The sequence below is a fragment of the Xylanimonas sp. McL0601 genome, assembly GCF_049852175.1.
In the GTDB taxonomy this organism is placed as follows: domain Bacteria; phylum Actinomycetota; class Actinomycetes; order Actinomycetales; family Cellulomonadaceae; genus Xylanimonas.
This window is the reverse complement of record NZ_CP187527.1, coordinates 862,324-881,426: the sequence shown is the minus strand read 5'-3', so window position 1 is coordinate 881,426 and position 19,103 is coordinate 862,324. Positions and strand designations below refer to the sequence as shown.

Annotated in this window: 20 protein-coding genes and 1 pseudogene; 3 read left to right on the top strand and 18 right to left on the bottom strand. The window is 70.6% G+C overall.

Annotated elements, in window-relative coordinates; genetic code table 11:
- Positions 1-3: 3 nt before the first annotated feature.
- From rhaS to ACO4JP_RS04025, 6 genes are all read right to left on the bottom strand, one after another.
- Positions 4-1,047 (bottom strand): rhamnose ABC transporter substrate-binding protein, encoded by a 1,044-nt coding sequence (rhaS, locus tag ACO4JP_RS04050; protein WP_425956103.1) that lies wholly within the window; start codon positions 1,045-1,047, stop codon positions 4-6.
- Positions 1,044-2,075, bottom strand: coding sequence for an ABC transporter permease (locus ACO4JP_RS04045; RefSeq protein WP_425956102.1), 1,032 nt, complete (start codon positions 2,073-2,075; stop codon positions 1,044-1,046). Before ACO4JP_RS04045 ends, rhaS begins: the two co-directional genes overlap by 4 nt.
- Positions 2,075-3,103, bottom strand: coding sequence for an ABC transporter permease (locus ACO4JP_RS04040; RefSeq protein ID WP_425956101.1), 1,029 nt, complete (start codon positions 3,101-3,103; stop codon positions 2,075-2,077). Before ACO4JP_RS04040 ends, ACO4JP_RS04045 begins: the two co-directional genes overlap by 1 nt.
- A complete protein-coding gene (locus ACO4JP_RS04035) occupies positions 3,100-4,614 on the bottom strand; it encodes a sugar ABC transporter ATP-binding protein (protein WP_425956100.1) in 1,515 nt (504 codons plus the stop codon). The genes ACO4JP_RS04040 and ACO4JP_RS04035 overlap by 4 nt, the downstream gene beginning before the upstream one ends.
- A gap of 86 nt (positions 4,615-4,700) precedes the next feature.
- Complete coding sequence (locus tag ACO4JP_RS04030; RefSeq protein WP_425956099.1) at positions 4,701-5,411, bottom strand: hypothetical protein; 711 nt, start codon at positions 5,409-5,411, stop codon at positions 4,701-4,703.
- Positions 5,408-5,686 (bottom strand): hypothetical protein, encoded by a 279-nt coding sequence (locus ACO4JP_RS04025; protein ID WP_425956098.1) that lies wholly within the window; start codon positions 5,684-5,686, stop codon positions 5,408-5,410. Before ACO4JP_RS04025 ends, ACO4JP_RS04030 begins: the two co-directional genes overlap by 4 nt.
- A 120-nt stretch (positions 5,687-5,806) precedes the next feature.
- On the opposite strand from ACO4JP_RS04025, the gene ACO4JP_RS04020 reads away from it, so the two are divergent.
- Positions 5,807-5,965: a hypothetical protein gene (locus ACO4JP_RS04020; RefSeq protein WP_425956097.1), complete on the top strand. Its 159-nt coding sequence runs from the start codon at positions 5,807-5,809 to the stop codon at positions 5,963-5,965.
- 157 nt (positions 5,966-6,122) lie between these two features.
- On the opposite strand, the gene ACO4JP_RS04015 is transcribed toward ACO4JP_RS04020, so the two are convergent.
- The 9 genes and pseudogenes from ACO4JP_RS04015 to ACO4JP_RS03975 form a co-directional block, all read right to left on the bottom strand.
- Positions 6,123-6,542, bottom strand: coding sequence for a DUF4383 domain-containing protein (locus ACO4JP_RS04015; RefSeq protein WP_425956096.1), 420 nt, complete (start codon positions 6,540-6,542; stop codon positions 6,123-6,125).
- Positions 6,543-6,658: 116 nt separating this feature from the next.
- Positions 6,659-7,417, bottom strand: a complete 759-nt coding sequence (locus ACO4JP_RS04010; protein ID WP_425957049.1) for an anti-sigma factor — start codon at positions 7,415-7,417, stop codon at positions 6,659-6,661.
- A 5-nt stretch (positions 7,418-7,422) separates the two neighbouring features.
- Positions 7,423-7,980, bottom strand: a complete 558-nt coding sequence (sigK, locus tag ACO4JP_RS04005; protein ID WP_425956095.1) for an ECF RNA polymerase sigma factor SigK — start codon at positions 7,978-7,980, stop codon at positions 7,423-7,425.
- 120 nt (positions 7,981-8,100) lie between these two features.
- Positions 8,101-9,144, bottom strand: a complete 1,044-nt coding sequence (locus ACO4JP_RS04000) for a maleylacetate reductase (RefSeq protein ID WP_425956094.1) — start codon at positions 9,142-9,144, stop codon at positions 8,101-8,103.
- Positions 9,141-10,070, bottom strand: coding sequence for a dioxygenase (locus tag ACO4JP_RS03995; protein WP_425956093.1), 930 nt, complete (start codon positions 10,068-10,070; stop codon positions 9,141-9,143). Before ACO4JP_RS03995 ends, ACO4JP_RS04000 begins: the two co-directional genes overlap by 4 nt.
- A gap of 14 nt (positions 10,071-10,084) precedes the next feature.
- On the bottom strand, positions 10,085-11,563 hold the full coding sequence (locus ACO4JP_RS03990) for an aldehyde dehydrogenase family protein (RefSeq protein WP_425956092.1): 1,479 nt from the start codon (positions 11,561-11,563) through the stop codon (positions 10,085-10,087).
- Positions 11,564-11,658: 95 nt separating this feature from the next.
- Positions 11,659-13,225 (bottom strand): annotated as a pseudogene (locus ACO4JP_RS03985) (FAD-dependent oxidoreductase).
- A 137-nt stretch (positions 13,226-13,362) separates the two neighbouring features.
- Entirely contained in the window at positions 13,363-14,004 is a 642-nt protein-coding gene (locus ACO4JP_RS03980) for a winged helix-turn-helix transcriptional regulator (RefSeq protein ID WP_425956091.1), read from the bottom strand.
- Positions 14,005-14,009: 5 nt separating this feature from the next.
- Entirely contained in the window at positions 14,010-14,447 is a 438-nt protein-coding gene (locus ACO4JP_RS03975; protein WP_425956090.1) for a VOC family protein, read from the bottom strand.
- Between the two features lie 114 nt (positions 14,448-14,561).
- Here ACO4JP_RS03975 and ACO4JP_RS03970 point away from each other — a divergent pair, with 114 nt between their 5' ends.
- Complete coding sequence (locus ACO4JP_RS03970) at positions 14,562-14,738, top strand: hypothetical protein (RefSeq protein ID WP_425956089.1); 177 nt, start codon at positions 14,562-14,564, stop codon at positions 14,736-14,738.
- Positions 14,738-15,913, top strand: coding sequence for a glycoside hydrolase family 3 N-terminal domain-containing protein (locus tag ACO4JP_RS03965; protein WP_425956088.1), 1,176 nt, complete (start codon positions 14,738-14,740; stop codon positions 15,911-15,913). Before ACO4JP_RS03970 ends, ACO4JP_RS03965 begins: the two co-directional genes overlap by 1 nt.
- Positions 15,914-15,969: 56 nt before the next feature.
- Here ACO4JP_RS03965 and ACO4JP_RS03960 read toward each other — a convergent pair whose 3' ends face one another.
- From ACO4JP_RS03960 to ACO4JP_RS03950, 3 genes are read right to left on the bottom strand one after another with little or no spacing between them, the layout of a single operon-like run.
- On the bottom strand, positions 15,970-16,833 hold the full coding sequence (locus ACO4JP_RS03960) for a carbohydrate ABC transporter permease (RefSeq protein ID WP_425956087.1): 864 nt from the start codon (positions 16,831-16,833) through the stop codon (positions 15,970-15,972).
- On the bottom strand, positions 16,826-17,782 hold the full coding sequence (locus ACO4JP_RS03955) for a carbohydrate ABC transporter permease (protein ID WP_425956086.1): 957 nt from the start codon (positions 17,780-17,782) through the stop codon (positions 16,826-16,828). Before ACO4JP_RS03955 ends, ACO4JP_RS03960 begins: the two co-directional genes overlap by 8 nt.
- Positions 17,783-17,786: 4 nt before the next feature.
- Positions 17,787-19,085, bottom strand: coding sequence for an ABC transporter substrate-binding protein (locus tag ACO4JP_RS03950; RefSeq protein ID WP_425956085.1), 1,299 nt, complete (start codon positions 19,083-19,085; stop codon positions 17,787-17,789).
- Positions 19,086-19,103 lie beyond the last annotated feature (18 nt).

Genomic DNA, 19,103 nt, shown 5'->3' with positions numbered 1-19,103 from the left:
GGCTCAGAAGTTGAACTGGTCGATGTTGCTCTTGTTGAACTTGAAGGGGTCGCCGAGCAGCACGGTCGCGTCGGCGCCGACCTTGAAGTCGCCGAGCTTGCCCGCGGTGAAGGAGTCCCCTTCCTTGCCCGTGATCTTGCCGGTGACCATCGCGTCGGCCGCGTAGGCCGCCAGGTAGCCGAGGTCCTCGGGGTTCCACAGCGCGAACTCCGTGACGGTGCCGTTCTTCACGTAGTCGCGCATCTGGTTCGGCGTGCCCAGGCCCGTGATCGCGACCTTGCCCTTGTAGGACGACGTCGAGACGTACCGGGCCGCGGCGGCGATGCCGACGGTGGTGGGCGAGATGATGCCCTTGAGGTTGGGGTGCGACTGGAGCAGCGCCGCGGTCTTGTCGAACGAGGTCTGGTCGTCGTCGTTGCCGTAGACCGTGTCGACCAGCTTGATGTTCGGGTGGTCGGCCAGGTCCTTCTTCATCGTCGCGATCCACGCGTTCTGGTTGGTCGCGTTGGCGCTTGCGGACAGGATCGCGATCTCGCCGGAGTCGCCGATCTGGTCCGCGATCATGTCGATCTGCACCTTGGCGATGCCGTCGGCGGTGGCCTGGTTGACGAAGAGGTCGCGGCACGACGGGTCGGTGTCCGAGTCGAACGTCACGACCTTGGTGCCCGCCTGGCGCGCCTCGCCGAGAGCGTCACAGATGGCCTTCGGGTCGTTCGCCGACACGATGAGCGCCTTGGTGCCCTGCTGCGCCGCCGTGTTGATGAACGGGACCTGTGCGTCGGGCGAGGCGGTGTCGGGGCCGACCTCGGAGAACTTCCCGCCGAACTCGGACGTCGCCGCCTTGGCCCCCTTGGTGCTGGTGTCGAAGTAGGGGTTGCCCAGGTTCTTCGGCAGCATGACGACGGAGACGTCGCCGCCACCGCCGCCGGAGGTGCCGCCCGTCGACCCGCTGTTCGCGCTGCTGCCCGAGGAGCAGGCGCCCACGGTGAGTGCGATGGCGATGGTGGCAGCGGCCAGAGCGACAGGCCGCTTCGTGGTGGACTTCATCGTTCTTCCCTTCCTGGTGGCGGGATCGTGGTCACGGGAGTGCGTTGGCGGCGTCGGACGAGCCATCCGAGCACGCTGGTGGAGATCACCGACAGCACCAGCAGCGAGCCGATGATGATGTTGATGACGTTGACGGTCACGCTCTCCAGCCGCAGGGCGCTGGAGATGACGCCGATGAGGAGCACCCCGGCGATCACGCCGTGCAGCGCGCCCCGGCCGCCGAAGATCGACACGCCGCCCAGCAGCACGGCAGCGACGACCTGCAGCTCGAGCCCGGTGGCGTTGTCGCCCCGCGCGGTGCCGTAGCGCAGCGTGAAGAAGATGCCGGCGAAGGCGGAGACCAGGGCGCTGAGGACGAACAGGACCAGCTTGGTGCGCGCGACGGCGACGCCGGAGAAATGGGCCGTGTCGGCGCTCAGGCCGATGTCGTAGATGCCGCGGCCGAACGGCGTGAAGTGCAGGAGGACGGCGAAGACGGCGATCAGCACGGCGATCGGGATCACGACCAGCGGGAGCTGGGTCTGGCCGATGCGGGCCGTCGCGAGCTCGGTCCAGCGGTCGGGGAAGTCGGTCACGGCCCGGGTGCCGAGCAGGCCGACGGCGATGCCTCGGAAGAGGGCGAGGGTGCCGATCGTGACGGCGAGCGACGGCAGGCCGACGTACGCGACGAGGTAGCCGTTGAGCGCCCCGCACACCGCCCCGACCACGAGCGCGGCGAGCGCCGCCGTCGGGACCGACCACCCGGCGTCGAACAGCACGCCGACCGTCACGCTGCTGAGCCCGACGACGCTCGCGACCGACAGGTCGATCTCCCCCGTGGTGATCACGAGCGTCATCGGCAGGGCGATGAGCAGGATCGGCGCGGTGTCGAGCAGCAGGTAGGGCAGCGTGAGCGGGCCCGTGAAGTTCGGCACCCGGGCCATCGAGTAGACGACGACCGCGACGAGCACGGCGATGATCGCCATCTCGCGGGTCAGCAGCACGCGCTGCCACAGCGGCTTGGCGTGGGCGGCGTAGGTGCGGGCCATCAGGCCTCCCTCGCGTCGGCGAGCCTGCGGGCGGTGCGTGCCGCGAGCACGCGGTCGAGGACGATCGCGCCGAGGATCAGGAGGCCGACGACGGCCTGCTGCCAGAACTCCGAGATGCCGAGGATCGGGAGCGCGCGGTTGATGGTCACGAGCAGGACGGCGCCGAGCGCGGCGCCCCAGACGGTGCCGCTGCCGCCGAAGATCGCGACGCCGCCGATCACGGCCGCCGCGACCGCCTGGAGCTCGAGCCCGAGGCCCGCGCCCGAGCTGATGGTGCCGTAGCGGGCGGCGTAGAAGACGCCGCCCACCCCGGCGAGCGCCCCGCTGAGCACGAACGCGCCGAGCACCCGACGCCGCACGGGCAAGCCGAACAGCAGCGCGGCGTCGGGCTCGGACCCGATCGCGTAGAGCTCGCGCCCGCCCCGCGCCGTGTACAGGTAGTAGCCGACGACGGCCAGCACGACGACGGCGATCACGGTGAGCACGGGGATGCTGCCGTAGGTCTTGGTGCCGAGCGCGAGGAAGCCGTCGGGGAGGTCGGACGCGTTGACGCGGTTGCTGCCGGCCCAGGTCAGGACGATGCCCCGGTAGATGTAGAGCGTGCCGAGCGTGATGACGAGGGCGGGCACCTTGCCGAAGGAGACGAGCACCCCGTTGACGAGGCCGAGCACCGCCCCGGCGAGGAACCCGATCACGAAGACGGCCCCGACGGGCAGCCCGGGCTGGGCGATGAACAGCCGACCGGTGAGGTAGGCCGCCAGGGCGAGCACCGAGCCGACCGACAGGTCGACGTTGCGCGTGATGATGACGACGGCCTCGCCGACCGCGAGCAGCATCAGGATCGACGGCGTCAGCAGCAGGTCCCGCCAGCTGTTCTCGCTGAACAGGAAGACGTCCGTCTTGATCGTCGTGCCGCCGATGAGCAGGACCAGCACGATGACGATCGCGAGCTCGCGCGAGCGCAGGACGGTCCGCGTGGCGCGCCGCGCGGGCGAGAGGCGGCTCGGCTCGACGAGCTGGTCGGTCACGGCTGGTGCTCCAGGGTCGCGGTCGCGGCGTGCATGACGGACTCGGGCGTGGCCTCGTCCCGCGGGATGTCCGCCGTGATCCGGCCCTCCGCGACGACCAGGACCCGGTCGGCCATCCCGAGCACCTCGGGCAGCTCGGAGGAGATCATGAGGATCGCGATGCCCCGGCCGGCCAGCTCGGACAGCAGCCGGTGCACGTCGGCCTTGGTGCCGACGTCGATGCCGCGGGTCGGCTCGTCGATGATGAGCAGCGTCGGCTCAGTGGCGAGCCACTTGGCGATGACGACCTTCTGCTGGTTGCCGCCGCTCATCGTGGACCCGTGCATGTCGAGCGCGTTCGTCTTCACGTCGAGCCGCGACGCCCACGGTGCGGCGGCGCTGCTCTCGGCGGCCGTGGTCAGCAGGCCCCACCGAGCGATGCGCGAACGGATCACCGCCGTGACGTTTCGCGCCACGCTCGAGTCGGTGACCAGCCCCTGCTGACGGCGGTCCTCCGGGATCAGCGCCATCCCCGCCCGGACCGCCGCGAGCGGGTTCCCGGGCTGCACGGCCCTGCCGTGCAGGCGGACCGTGCCGGCGTCGTACCGGTCGACGCCGAACACCGCGCGGGCGATCTCGCTGCGGCCCGCGCCGACAAGCCCCGCGAGCGCCACGATCTCGCCGGAACGGACGTCGAACGACACGTCGTGGAAGACGTCCGCCCGCTCGAGGCCGCGCACCTCGAGCGCGACGTCGCCGATCGGCGCCGGCGTCTTCGGGAACAGGTCGTCGACCGTGCGGCCCACCATGTGCGTCACGACCTGCCCGACCGAGGTGTCCGCGATCGCAGCGGTGCTGACGTAGGCGCCGTCGCGCATCACCGTGACGGTGTCGCAGAGCTCGAAGACCTCGTCCAGGCGGTGCGAGATGAACACGAGCGCCTTGCCCTCGTCGCGCAGGCTGCGCGCGACCTGGAAGAGGCGCCGCACCTCCGCGCCCGAGAGCGCCGCGGTCGGCTCGTCCATGACCAGCACGTTCGCGTCGAGGGAGATGGCCTTCGCGATCTCGATGATCTGCTGGTCGGCGATGGAAAGGCCCTCCGCGGGGCGCAGCGGGTCCAGGTGCACGCCGAGGCGGGAGAACAGCCGTGCCGACTGCTCGCGCATCGCGCCGCGGTCGATGCGCCGACCGGACCGCAGCGGCTGCCGGCCCATGAAGATGTTCTCCATGACGCTCAGGTCCGGGAACAGCGTGGGCTCCTGGTAGATCACCGCGATCCCGGCGGCCTTCGACTCGGCGGTCGACGAGAAGTCGACGTCCTGACCCTTCAGCCGGAGCTCGCCCGCGTCGCGGCGGTAGAGCCCGGACAGGATCTTGACAAGGGTCGACTTGCCGGCGCCGTTCTCCCCCACCAAGGCATGGATCGACCCGGCCCGGACAGCCAGCGATCCCGACCGCAGCGCCACTACCGGGCCGAACGCCTTGCGGATGTCCACGAGCTCGAGCACCGGCGAGGTGCCGTTCGCCGTCATGCGGCCTCCTTCGACAACGCTGTCGTATGCGGAGGGTAAATCGATTCAAACCCCGGCCACAAGGGCGAGATGCTGACCCGCGGAGGTCAGAACCCGAGCGATGACACAAAGGCCGCCCGGATGACGTCGTCCCCGTCCGTGTCACGGGACGCGATGACGGCGCCAGGCTCGACGACGTGCCACCAGCGACCGGCTGTCGGCACCACGACCACGATCCCGGAGAGCGAGTTGGGATCGACCCCGTGCTCAGCGGCCACCTCGTCGACGACACGCATGGTCTCGGCCCAGGGACGCGCCCCGAGCGCGGCGCCCTGCGCACGGCGGTCTGCCGCGTAGGCGTCACGGATCAGCGCCACGCAGGCGCGCTGCAGGTCGGGGGCATGGGCAAGCCCGGCGAACCCGTCCGCCGGGCCTCCGATCAAGTCCCGTCGCGCCGCGTTCTCCGTGACCCACGCCCGCCAGTCTGCCCCCGTCCCCTCGGGTGCGTGCTTCTGCTCCAGGTACAGCGCCAGCAGGCCGCGCCACCAGCCCAGCCAGTCGCGGCCGACGACGGTCAGGTCGGCACCGGCGAGCACGTTCGACAGCGGTGGTTGTTCAGCGAGGCGCGGCGGGACGTCGTCGCCCTCGACGACGAGGGCGAGCGCGTCGCGGAAATAGAGCGCGGCGTTCAGGTGCTGGTCGTCGCCGACCGACAGCGACCAGGACGGGCGTCCGGCGAACCGCATGGTCACGATGGTGGCGCGGTCGCGCGGGCACCACAAGGTCTCGCCGTAGCGAGACGTCGGGACAGATCTCACGCGCCGATCGCGTCGGCAGTGCGAGTCAGCACCGCGATCGCCAGCGCCGCCAGGAGCAGCGCGACGATGCCGTGCCGGACCATCGACCACCAGCGGTCCCACTTGGCCTGCCGCAAGTTCGGAAGCCGCTTCCGCGTGTCGCGATAGTCGGATCGGGCGCGACGCCAGAGCGCGTGAGCGAACCCGAGGAAGTAGCCCACGAACAGCCCGATGAACGTCCCGACATGGAGCAGGCCTGACGACATCACGTCGTGAGGCGGAGCAGCAACCAGCACGGCTGAAGTGTGGCGCGCTGTGCACCTCCCGCACCAGGCTGAAGGCCCGACCGATGAGTGCGCGCTGAGAGTCCATAACTCCCTGGCGTTCCCCCGGCGCCGCGCCCCACACTCGGCGTCATGACGGCGGCCAAGAACCCCCACAAGACGGCGAACCCGGAGCTCGCGAAGGCGATGCACGGCCTTCGTTCGTCGTCGGCCGCGTCGCCTCACGTTCCGAAGCCGCGGCGCGGCACCCGGACCGCGCAAGCCCGCAGGGCCATCGACGAGAGCCGGTGATCAGGCAAGCTGGTCGCCCCGCGCACTGCGGAGCGGATGGGGTCCCGCGCTCGAGGTGGGCGGGCGACCGCTCGACCGAAAGTTCCAAGGCCCTGCCCCGGCCCTCGTGACGGCGGTCGCCCGCTCACTCCCGCATTCTCCCCAGACGTCGAGCGGGTCAGCGCCGCCCCGCCATCGTCCCCACGCCGATCAGCGCCGCACCGACTACGAGGTGCAGCACGTTGTCGGCCGAGTCCAGCGCGATGACGTTGAGCGGGTTGTCACCGCTGATGAACCAGCCCGCCACTCCTAGCGCGAAGTACACGACGCCGATGGCGACGTTCGCCGCTCGGGCGGCGCGCCGCCCGGCGACCGCCGCAGCGACGAGCACCGCGCCGACGGCGAGGTGGACGAGGTTGTGCAGCACGTTCAGCTGGAACAGCACGAGGGTGCCGCCGTCGTGCCCGACCGCGTCGTGGTGGCCCGACACGGTGAAGCCGAGCAGGCCCACCACGATGAAGACGCCGCCGACGACGCCGCCGACGATGGAGTTGAGCGAGCGCCGTTCGGTGCTGGGGATCGCTTCCTTGGTGGTCATGGTCTCCTCCTCCGGTGCCGCCGGACGGGCGGCTGCGAGCCGCCGAGGCCGGCGGTCACCAGGAGTTCGGAGCGGACCGCCGCCCGGATGGGTCGCGCTGGGCGAGTCGAGGTGAGTCAGGCCCGCAGCGGCACCGCGGCCAGCATGCCGCCCGTCGGCGCCTCGGAGCCGCCCGCAGGCTCGAGCGTGACGCCGACCGTGTCGGCGTCGCCGATCTGGTCGAGGAACTCCGTCCCGGACCTGGCGCCCACAGGGAGCACCGCGGCCGACACCTGCTGGTCGCCGGTGACCGTCCAGAGCTGGTAGTTCTCGCGACCGGGCGACGGCATGTCGTCGATCAGAACGACGCCGGTGCCGAGGCTCCGCGAGGTCACGACGGTGACACGGCCGCCCCCGGTCGCGGGCACGGACTGCGACACGACGTCGCCCGCGGCCAGCACCTGCGCGATGCGTGCCTGGTCGGAACGCAAGGCCTGCACGGCCTGCCGTGCGTCGTCCAGCCGCTGCTCCTGGACGGCCCACGTCACCCCGACGCCGAGGACGGCGGCCACGGAGGCAGCGATCGCCCAGCCGCGCCACCGTCCCACGGCCCTCGCCGCGGCGGGCCGCTCCACGAGGGGCACGGCACCCCCCTGCGCGGTCCGCGCGACGTCGGCGAGGACGGCGGCACGCAGCGACGGCGGCGGATCCTCCGCCGTCGGGTCAGCCAGCCGCGCCACGGTCTCCACCAGCCCGCCGACCTCCGCCTGGCACGCCTCGCACCCGGCCAGGTGGCGCTCGAACGCGGCGCGCTCGGCGTCGCTCAGCGCACCCAGCGCGTACGGCCCGGCAAGGGTGTGCAGCTCCGCGACGTGGTCCAGGTCCGCCTCGTCCATGCCGCTCACCCCACCTCCACCTCGACGCCCAGGCAGTCGCGCAGCCGGATCAACCCGTCGCGCATGCGGGTCTTCACGGTGGCCAGCGCAGCGCCGAGCCGCTCGGCGACCTCGGGGTAGGTCAGCCCGCCGTAGTACGCGAGCGTGATGGACTCGCGCTGCAGCCCGGTCAGGGAGTCCATGCAGCGGCGGACCATCTGCTGCTCCAGGTTGGTGGTGACCTCCTCGACGACGTCGTCGTACGGCGTCTCGGCAGACGCCGCGGCGACGCGGCGATCGCGGTCCGCGCTCGCCTGCACCGACCGCACCCGGTCGACGGCCTTCCGGTGAGCGATCGTCAGGACCCAGGAGACCCCCGACCCTTTCGCCGGGTCGAACCGGGCCGCCGTCCGCCACACCTCGACGAGCGCCTCCTGCGCGACCTCCTCGGCCTGAGCTGTGTCGCGCAGCACGCGGCGGGCCAGGCCAAAGACGCGCGGCGCCACGTCGTCGTACAGGGCGGCGAACGCGTCCTGGTCGCCGTCGGAGACGCGTCGCAGCAGTTCGTCGACCCTCCCGGTCACCGTCCGGCCTCCTCCGCCGGGCCCCGCGTACGGAGGCCCTGTTCGTGATTCGGGCTCGCGCGCCCCGCGGATGGGTCCAGCATCTCCCCGGCCACTCGCAGGCGCATCGGTGCTGAGGAATCACCACGCCTGCGCCAGGATCTCGTGCACCGACTCGACGTCGAGCGCCCGCGGATTGGGATACGGGTCCGCGACGACACGTTCGGCGATCGAGCGCAAGCCGTCCGCGGGGACGCCGAGCTCGCGGAGAGTCTTCGGCCCCTCGAAGCGACGTGCGAGCCGGCTGACGGCCGCGACGGGGTCGCCGCCGGCGATGCGGGCCAGGCGGCCCTGCGCCCGCGGGGCCGCCAGCAGGTTGAACCGCATGACGTGCGCCAGCAGCATCGCGTGCAGCTCGGCGTGCGGGAGGTCGTACGCGCCGCCCAGGACGTGGGCGAGCTGGTGGTGCAGACCCATGCGCGCCGTGGCCAGGACCGAGCCGGCCAGCCATGCGGCGCCCTGGAGCTCACCGCGCGCGGCGACGTCGTCGGGCCGCGCGAGCACCTGGGGCAGCGAGGTCAGGATGCCGTCGGCGGCCTCGGTGGCGTAGGCGAGCGTGACCGGCGACGCCTCCGTGTCCCACAGGCCCTCGACGGCGTGCGCGAGCGCGTTGAGCGCCGAGGTCAGCGTGAGCCCGACGGGCATCGTGAGCGTGAGCTCCGGGTCGTAGACGACGGTGCCCGGCTGGAAGGCCAGGTCCTTGCGTGTCCGTTTCACGCCGTCGGCGGTCTCGCCCAGCACCGGCGTGACCTCCGAGCCCGCGTACGTCGTCGGGATCGCGATCTGGGGGATGCCGGTCCGGGCGGACACGGCCTTGCCCAGCCCGACGGCGGAGCCACCGCCCAGGGTCACGACGGCGTCCACGCCGCCCGCCGCCGCGACCAGGTCCATGACTTCGTCGGTCACGGCGACCGGGGTGTGGACCAGGGGGCGGCCGAACCGCACGGCGAGGCGCTCGCCCAGCGCCTCGGCGAGCTCGTCGGCCTCGGTCTGGTGCGGTCCGGCGACGAACAGCACCACCGTGGCGCCGAGCCGCTCGACCTCGTCCGCCAGCTGGTGCCGGGCTCCCGGGCCGAGCAGGACCCGGGTCGCGATGCTCGTGTGGACCTTGACCCCGTCGGTCATCCGCCCGCGCCCTCCGTCGCGTCCCTCGTCGCGTCCTCGCGGTGCAGGACGACGGGGAAGTCGACGTGCCGGAACGGGTTGGGCAGCCCGACCTCGGCAGCCCTGGCCGCGTCGTCGATCGTGGCGAAGTCGAAGATGAGCGACTCCTTGACGCCGAAGACGGCGTCGGAGGTGATGTGCGGCGACCCTGCCACGAAGATGTGCGTGGTCAGGGTGCGCAGGCCGGCAGCGCCGACCTGGAAGTGGACGTGCGCGGGGCGGAACTCGTGCCGCCCGGTCGCGCGCAGCATCGAGCCGACCGGACCGTCGGTCGGGATCGGGTAGGGCGCCGGGACGATCGACCGGAACCAGAAGCGTCCGTCGGAGTCGGTGGTGAACATGGCCCGCAGGTCTCCGACACCCATCTCGTCGGGCTTCTGCACGTCGTAGAAGCCGTCGGCGTTAGCGTGCCACACGTCGACCTTCGCCCCGACGACGGGGTTGCCCGTCTCGTCGGTGACCCGCCCGGTCACCAGCAGCGGCTCGCCGGGCTCGCCCGCGACGTTGAGGTCCGCGCCGTGCTCGCGGTCTGGGCTGGTCACCATGTGGAACGGGCCCTCGACCGTGGCCTCGGTGAGCTCTGGGCCTCCCTCCCCTGCCAGCGACTCGACCAGCATCGAGATGCCCAGGGTGTCGGAGAGCAGGATGAACTCCTGGCGGACATCGGTGCACTTCTGCCCTGTCGCGGTGAGGAACTGGATCGCGTGCTCCCACTCGTCCGGTGTCAGGCGCACGTCCTTGACGTAGGCGTGCAGATGCTCGACGAGCTTGGTGAGCAGCACCTGCAGCCGCGGCTCGGGCGTCGCGGCGAAGCTCGATCCGACGATCTCGGCCGAGCGCGCCTCCTCGAACAGCAGGGCGGGAACGGCGGTCTTCTCGACGCTCATCGTCGCCCTCGGTCTCAGATCGGGTACTGCCGTGGGCCGGACTGGACGGTGACCCAGCGCAGCTCGGTGAACTCCTCCACCGCCGCTCGCGAGCCGAACCTGCCCCAGCCGCTGGCTCCGACGCCGCCGAACGGCATCTGCGGTTCGTCGTGCACCGTGGCGGAGTTGATGTGGCAGATGCCGGATCGGATGCGCTTGGCCACGTCGAGGGTGACGCCCAGGTCCGTACCGAAGACCGAGGCCGCCAACCCGTACTCGGTGTCGTTCGCCTTCTCGACCGCGTCGTCGACGCCGGCCGCCTCGACGAGCGCGACGACGGGGCCGAACGACTCCTCGCCGTAGATGCGCATCTCGGGCGTCACGCCGCGCAGGACCGTCGGCTGCACGTACAGACCGTCGGCGCCGCCGCCGGCGAGCACCTCGGCGCCCTTGGCCCTGGCGTCCTCGATGAGCGCCACGACGTGGTCGCGGGCTCCGCCGTGGACGAGCGGGCCGATCTGCGACGTCGGCTCGTTCGGCGGCCCGACGACGAGCGCCGACGCCCGCGAGGTGAGGAGCGCGGAGAACTCGTCGATGACGGCGGCGTCGACGATGATCCGCTCGGTCGACATGCAGATCTCACCCTGGTTCATGAAGGCGCCGAAGCTCGCGGCAGCCGCGGCCTGCTCGAGGTCGGCGTCCGCGAGGACGACCTGTGGCGCCTTGCCGCCCAGCTCGAGCACGGTACGGGTGAGGTAGCGCCCGCCGAGCTCGCCGATGATGCGGCCGACCTTCGTGGACCCGGTGAAGCTCACTCGAGCCGTCTTGGGGTGCGCGATCAGCGCCTCGACGACCGCAGGCGCGTCCTCGGGAGCGTTGGTCACGAGATTGACCGCACCGGGAGGAGCCCCGGCGTCGTGCAGGACCTGGACGATGGCGCCCTGGGTGAGCGGGGCTTGCTCGGACGCCTTGAGCACCACGGTGTTGCCCAGCACGAGCGGCATGGCGACCGAGCGCACGCCGAGGATCAGCGGAGCGTTCCACGGTGCGATGCCGACCACGACGCCTGCGGGCTGACGGAGGCCGAGCGCGGTCATCCCCGGGACGTCCGACGGGATGACCTCCCCGACCGCTCCGTACGCCTGGGCGGCGGCTTCCTCGAGCATGCCGGTGGCGACATGGACGTTGAAGCCGCACCACGGCTGGGTTGCGCCCATCTCGCGGCCCATGGTCGCGACGACGTCGCCGGCGCGTTCGCCCAGAAGCTCTGCCGCGCGCTGGAGCACCGCACGGCGCTCGGCGGGGGCCATGCCTGACCATGCGGGCATCGCCGCCGCGGCGGCATCGACCGCGCGCTGCGCGTCGGCGACCGATGCCGCGGCGACGCGGGCGATCGGGTCTCCCGTGACCGCCTCGAAGGTCTCGATGTAGCGGCCGCCTTCAGCCGGCACAGGGCGTCCGGCGATGAAGAGGTTGGCGGTCCGCACGTCGGCGTGGGACTCGGTGATGGACATCAGCTGCTCCCTCGCATGAGTGGCACAGGTCACAGGTCACTCAATGAATGGTTGCACGACGCATTACGCGGGATTAGTGACCCACTGGGGCAGACCTAGAGCGCCCGCGGCCCTCGGCTCGCCGGCTCGTCGCGGATGTCCCGACCGAGGACCTTGAGGTCCCTGACGGCCGGCCCTTCTAGCAGCGTGCCGTCGGCGCTGAAGCGAGAACCGTGCAGGGGGCAGTCCCACGACCGCTCGGCGTCGTTCCAGCGCAGGACTCCGCCCAGGTGCGTGCACACCGCCGAGACCGTGCAGGTACGGCCGCCGACGGTGGAGGCCGCGACGGGCCGCATGCCCTGGCGGCTGCGCACGCCTTGCCCCTCGGCGGGACGCGGCGGCGCGGGACCGTTCGGCCCGGAGCCCCCGGGTCCTCGGCCCGCGGACTCGATCCGGAGCCAGTCGCGCGCGAGGATGACCGCGACGTCGGCGTTGAGCCTGGCGCCGGCCGCCAGGTCGGACGGCCCGGTCACCCGGTGGTGCAGCGTCCTGGCCCACGGCAGGTGGCCGCCGAGAATGTCGGCCGAGAGCGTCAGTGCGGCGGCCACCGCATTGGTCATGCCCCACTTGTTGTAGCCGGTTGCGACGAAGATCCGGCCGCGTCCGCGCGGGAACCACCCGATAAAGGGCACCGTGTTCGCGGACCGGTAGTCCTGGGCAGACCACCGATGTGTCAGCTCGGCGCCGGGGAAGGAGCGGCCCGTCCATGCCACCAGGTCCTCCACCGCCCGCAGCGTGGAGGGGTTCCTGCCGACCACGTGACCGTTGCCGCCGACCAGCAGACGCTCCTCGCCGTCCACCGGGATCGAACGCAGCGACCGGTGGGGTGAGTCCACGGACAGGTACATCCCGGCCGGGATGCTGTCCGGCGCCCCGGGCACGCGGAACGCGGCAGCGTAGGAGCGCAACGGCACGAGCTTGGCGAAGTAGAGGCCGCGGTTCAGCACGGGAGTCCCGGTGGCCAGGATGACCCGCTCCGCGTAGACCTTGCCCCGGGAGCTGGACACCAGGACAGGAGTTCCTGCCTGGACGCCCTGCACCCGAGTCCGTTCGATGATCACGCCGCCGCGGGAACGCAGGTCGCGTGCGAGCGCCTCGAGCACGTCCATCGGGTTGAACTGCGCCTGGTCCGCCAGCAGCAGTGCCCCGTGGGTCTTGTAGGGCAGCCCGGTGTCCGCGGTCTTGACGACGTCGAGGCCGGCCTCGCGGCTGGCGTGGAGCTCCTTCGCGAGCCGCGCGGTGCCCTCGGCCGTACCGGCATAGGTGTAGGCATCGCGGCGCTGGAACGGCACCCGATGCTCCGCCAGGTAGCGCAAGAGCCATTCCTGACCCTCCTGGTTGCCCTCCACATAGGCCCTCAGGACCCGCGCGGAAAAGTGGCGGCGGATCGAGGACAGGACGGTGCCCTGGAGGAGGCTCAGCTTCGCGCTCGTGTTGCCGGTGGTCACCGCGCCCCATGAACCGAGCCTCCAGCACCGCCACCCGCATCCCGGAGCGGGCCAGCAGCAGAGCCGTCACCAGCCCGGTCAGACCCGCACCCACGACGACGACGTCGTACCTGGCGCCGTCCTCGAACGCATCGGAGGGCGCTGGCGACCGCCCGTCCAGCCACAGAGAGGTCATGAGGTTCCTGCGCCTTCGCTGCCGATCGAGATCCCTCGCCACCGTAGGCAGCGGACCGCGACCTCGCAGGACTGAAAAAGCGGCTCCGACGCCAGGACTCTGCGCGCGCCGGCGGATCCGGCGCGGGCGCGCTCCAGTCAGGCGGCCAGGTGGAAGGTGCTCGCGAAGCGGCCGAGGAGGTCGCGGCGTCCGCGCAGCACCTCGACCACGCCGGTCGCGATCGCTCGATCCGGGGCGAGCTCGCCGGAGATGAGCCGGCGGATGTCCGGTCCCGTGGCGAAGGCGAGGTCGACCGGTCCGGCACCGCGCGTGACGTCCAGGGTGGATCCGTCCACCCGGATGAGCAGCTCGGCGGAACCGAAGCGCGCCCCGTAGGCGGTTGCGGGCAAGGTCGCCGCGACCAGCGGCCGGAAGGCGGTGCGAAGAGACATGGTCATCGAGTCCGGGGTGATGATCTGCTCCTCCCGCGGATCACCCATCGCCTTGAAGCCCCAGGCGCCCAGGGCCAGCACGACGGGCTCGAGCTCGCGGCCGTAGGGCGTCAGCTCGTAGACGATGACGCGCGATCGGGGCATCCGGCGGATGACGCCGGCTGCCTGCAGCTCCTTGAGCCGCGCCGCCAGGATGTTGCTCGGGATCCGGGGAAGCCCCGCGGCGAGCTCGCCGTAGCGGCGCGGCCCGACGAGCAGGTCGCGGACGATGAGCAGGGCCCAGCGCTCACCCACGAGCTCCAGGCCCTGCGTGACGCCGTCGTACTGCCCGTAGTCGCGTGCTGGCATGGACCTCAGGCCTGCTGCTGCGCCATGAACGCCTCGGGGCCCTGCTCGGCGGCGACCGGGTCCATCCAGCCGAACTCGAGGATGTTGCCGTCGGGGTCGGTGAGCTGGCGCTGGTACATGAAGCCGTAGTCCGACGCCGGCTGCGCCTCCGAGCCGCCCGCGGCAAGGCCGTTGGCGACGGTCGCGTCGACCGCCTCTCGGCTGTCGAGGAAGACCGCGGTCGACACCGACGGGTTCTTCGCCGGGTCGCCGAGCGGCAGCTGCGTGAACGTCTGGAAGTAGTCGCGCACCAGGATCATGAAGTAGCTGTGGTCCTCCTCGACCACGACGCAGGCCGCGTTGTGATCCGTGAAGAGCGGGTTGATGGTGAACCCGACGGACGAGTAGAACGCCTTCGCGCGCTCCAGGTCGGTCACCGGCAGGTTGACGAACATTGCGGTCATCGTGGTCTCCCTCTCGTGGTGCCTGGCTTGCGTACGACGTCCACACTTGCAAAAAACAAGTGCACCGTCAAGGCCCGCACCGCGAGGGACGTCGATCGGGATTACCGTCAAACCATGAGCATCGATCGCCGCGCCGCGATCGCCTCGACCTTCTGCGCCGAGCCTCTCGGCGCGCGCCTGCCGGTGGTTCAGCCGAGCACCGACAACGCCTTGCACGCCACCCGCAGCCAGCACCAGTGGGCGCCCGCGCTCGCGTCCGTGGCGCACGACGACGGAGCGCGGCGCCGCTGATGACCGCGGGCCGGCCCCGCAGGACGGCGACGGCCGCCGCGGTGGCGCTCGCCCTCGCGGGGCTGGTGTCCGGCTGCGTCGCCCCGGCACCCCCGTCGCCGTCGTCGGCGCGGCCAGCCACGACGCTGCACGTCGTCCCCGCGGCCGCGGCGGTCGATCCCCTGGCCGGCTGGACGCTCACGCAGAAGGTGGGCCAGCTCCTCATGGTCGGGCTGCACGTCGCCGGGTCGCGCACGGCGGACGTGTCAGCCATCCTGCACCAGCGCGTCGGCGGGCTGTTCCTCTCCGGGCGCACCACCGCCGGCGTGGTCAGGGTGCGCAACCTGGTCAACGCCTACCGCGCTCTCGCGAACAAGAACGAACGTGTCCCGGTGCTGGTCGCGACCGACCAGGAGGGCGGCTACGTGCAGGTACTGCGTGGGCCGGGCTTCAGCACGATCCCGCCCGCCACCAAGCAGGTCTCGCTGCCCAACCTGACCGGCAGCGCGACGACGTGGGGCCGCCAGCTGGTCGCGGCCGGGGTGGACGTCAACCTGGCACCCGTCGCCGACCTGGTGCCGCGCAGCCTCGCCAGCGCCAACCTCCCCATCGGGTACTACCTGCGCAACTACGGGTTCGGAACCACACAGGTGGTCGGCGGGGCGAGCGCGTTCGCCACGGGTATGCGCAGGGCCGGTGTCGTCCCGACCCTCAAGCACTTCCCGGGGCTGGGCCAGGTCACCAAGAACACCGACACCTCGAGCCACGTCACCGACACCGTCACGACGTCCACCAGTGCCTCGGTGGGCGTCTTCCGAGACGTCCTGACACGCACCTCCGCGGGGACTGCGCCGAAGCCATGGGTGATGATGTCGACCGCGATCTACACGAAGATCGACCCGAACCGGCCCGCCGCCTTCTCCCCCACGGTGGTGGGCGTGCTCAGGCAGAAGCTCGGCTTCCACGGTGTGATCATCACCGACGACCTCTCCGCGGCCGCGCAAGTCAAGGCGTGGTCGCCCGGGACGCGCGCGGTCATGGCGATCAACGCCGGGTGCGACGTCGTGCTCGCGAGCGCAGACCCCAGCGTGGCCCCGGCGATGGCGAATGCGCTCATGGCTCGCGCCCGTGCGGACAAGACGTTCGCAGCGAAGGTCGACGCGGCAGTCCGGCTCGTGCTGGCGGCCAAGGCCTGACGGCGAAGCGCCGCGCAGCGCGGGAACGCACAGCCCGCTGATGCTAGGGCGATCCTCTACTTGAGTCCCGAGGCGGCGAGCCCATCGATCACGCGACGCTGGAGCACGACGAACAGGATGAGGATCGGTGCCATGGCGAGGACTGAGGCAGCCATCACGATCGGGTATTGGATCGTTCGGTCGCTGATGAGGGTTGCGAGTCCAGCAGACAGCGGCATCTTCTCGGAGTAGGTCGAGACGACAAGAGGCCATAGCAGCTCGTTCCACGACCACAGTGTCGTCATGATGGCCAGAACGCTGATCGTGGGCCGGACGAGCGGAAGCATCACCTTCCAGAAGATCTGGATGGGATTGGCGCCGTCAAGACGAGCCGCTTCTTCCAGCTCCCTCGGGAGGGCGAGGAATGCGGTGCGCATCAGGAACGTCCCGAACGCGCTGAAGAGGCCCGGCAGGACGATACCGGCGACCGTGTTGAGCAGACCCAGCCCGTTGATGATCTGGTACTGGGAAAGCAGGAACACCTGCGAGGGAATCATGAGGATCGAGAGCACCAGCGCGAGCAGGAGCCCGCGGCCCCGGAATCGCATCCGGGCGAAGGCGTACCCCGCCAGGGTGCATAGCAGGATCTGAGCCAGGGTCCGGATCAGGGTGATCGTCACCGACGTCTGGGCCTGCTCGAGGAACGGGAGACGCGAGAACACCTCGGCGTAGTTCTCCCACCGAAGTCGCGCGGGCCAGAACGTCGGAGGCTGGGACTGGACCTCGGCGTTGCTCGACAGCGAGCTGATGATCTGCCAGACGAACGGGAACGCCATGACGACGGCACCCACGGTCAGGACGATGTGAGCGCCCACGTTGCTGCCCCGCGCGCGGCGCCCCTTGAGGCTTACAGCCCGCTGAACGATCGCAGTGTCACTCACTGTGCACCCACCTGCGCTGAAGTCGGAACTGAACCAGGGTCGCGAGGCCGATGATCGCGAAGATCACCATGGCGATGGCGGCCGCATAACCCTTGTCGTTCTGGATGAACCCTTGACGGTAGAAGAAGTAGACGAGGGACATGCTCCTGGGGAGCACCGGGTTGGCGCTGCCGAGGATGGCGAAGAGCAGGTCGAAGAGCTGGAGTCCCGAGATCACGGTGATGACGAGGACGAAGAAGATGCTTGGCGTCAGCAGCGGCACGGTGACCGATCGGAACTGGCGCCAGCGACTTGCGCCGTCGAGCTCTGACGCCTCGTAGAGCTCCGGCGGGATGTTCTTGAGTCCAGCGCCGAAGACGATCAACGCGAACCCGAGCGAGGACCAGAGCCCGACCAGGCCGACGGCCACGATCGTGTAACCCTCGGTGCTGATCCAGTACGGCCCGTCGATCCCGACGAGACCGAGGGCGAAGTTGAGCATCCCGAAGTCGCCGTTGTAGATCATTCGCCACACCATCGCGACCGCCGTCGGCATCGCGATATACGGCATGAAGTACAGGACGCGGTAGAGCGAGACGAACCGCATCCCGGGACGGTTGAGGAGGCCGGCGAGGTAGAGAGCGATCGGGATCGAGAGCAGGACGATGATGGTGTACAGCACCGTGTTGCCCAGCGAGCGGTACAGCGCCGGGTCCGCGAAGAGTCGCGTGAAGTTCTCGAGGCCGACGAACTCCGAGCCCCCGAACACCCCCCGGTGAGTCAGGGAGAAGTAGGCCGTCTGAGCGATCGGCCACAGGTAGAAGACGGCGATGCCGATGAGGAGGGGCCCGACGAAGAGCCAGGGCCACAACCCGTCGCCGCGAGGCTTGCTGCGCGACCGGCCGAGGCCGGCACCGTCAGTCTGAGAGACGGTGCCGGCCACGGCGGCTTCCGCGATGGGAGTGTTCACGGGGTCACTCTGCGGCGAGGGCCGCGTCCATCTGCTTGGCGACGTCCGCGGTGACATCGGCGACAGGCCGCTCGCCCGAGAACGCGGCGGGAAGGAGCTCGGTCTCGATGGCGTTCCAGGCGGCGGTGTTGGCGCTGACTGGCAGAGGCTTGGCGTACTTGGTCGCGTCGAGGAACACCTGGAGCCCAGCGTTGGGCAGCGCGGCGAGGAAGGTGTCCTGCGTGCCCTCGTACGCGGAGATGATCCCGGACTCGGCCTGCGTCTTCTGGGCCTGCTCGGAGGCGAGGAACGCCTGGAACGCCTGCGCCGCCGCCTTGTTCTTCGAGTTGGCGCTCACTACGTTCGCGACACCGTGGATGACGTTGGCCTGCTCCTTGCCCTTCGGGAGCGGCAGGGCTCGGATGTCATCCTTGAAGTCGGCGTCGGTGAGCGCGGCGCGATACCAGCTGCCGCCCTGGTACATGGCGAGCTTGCCGGAGAGGAACCACTGGTCGGCCGACTGGTCGGTCAGCTGAGGGATCGTCGGGGATGCACCGCTGGCGATCAGGTCGGCCCAGAACTGGAGGCCGGCCTGGCTCTCGGGGCTGTTGTAGCCGGACTTGCCGTTGTCGATCACGCTGCCGCCGGCCTGGAAGATCGTGGGGTAGTACGTGGTCTGGCCGTCCATGCCGGCTGCCGCGCCGTAGATGCCCTTGTCCTTAAGGGCCGTGGAGATCTTGGCAGCGGTCTCCTGGAACTGCTCCCACGTCCAGTCGCCCTCAGGGAGCGCGACCCCGGCCTCGTCGAAGAGGGCCTTGTTGGCCCAGATCCCGATGGTGTCGAAGTCCTTGGGCATGCCGTACGAGACGCCGTCGAGCGAGTAGAGGTCGACGAGAGCCGACGGGTACTTGGACGGGTCGATGGCACCCGAGTCCACGAGCTTCGTGATCGGCTCGAGCTTGTCGTTCGATGCGTAGAGCTGGAAGTTGGGGCCGTTCATCCAGAGCACGTCGGGCAGCGTGTTGCTGGAAGCCTCGGTCTGGCGCTTCGTCCAGTAGTCGGCCCAGGGAGTGACGTCGACATTGACCGTCACATCGGGGTGCTCCACGTTGAACGCGTCGATGTTCTTCTGGATGCCGTCGACCTGGGTCTGGTCCCACACCGCGTAGGTGATGGTGCCGGACAGGTCGGTGGACTCGGGGTCGGCGTTCGCAGCGGCGTCGTCGCCGTCGGACGAGCAGCCGGCGAGCGTGAGCGCGAACACTGCGGCCGCGGCGGCGGCGACGGCGGTGCGCCGACCCGGCGCGGAAACTGCTGTGGCCATGATTGGTCCCTTTCGGTG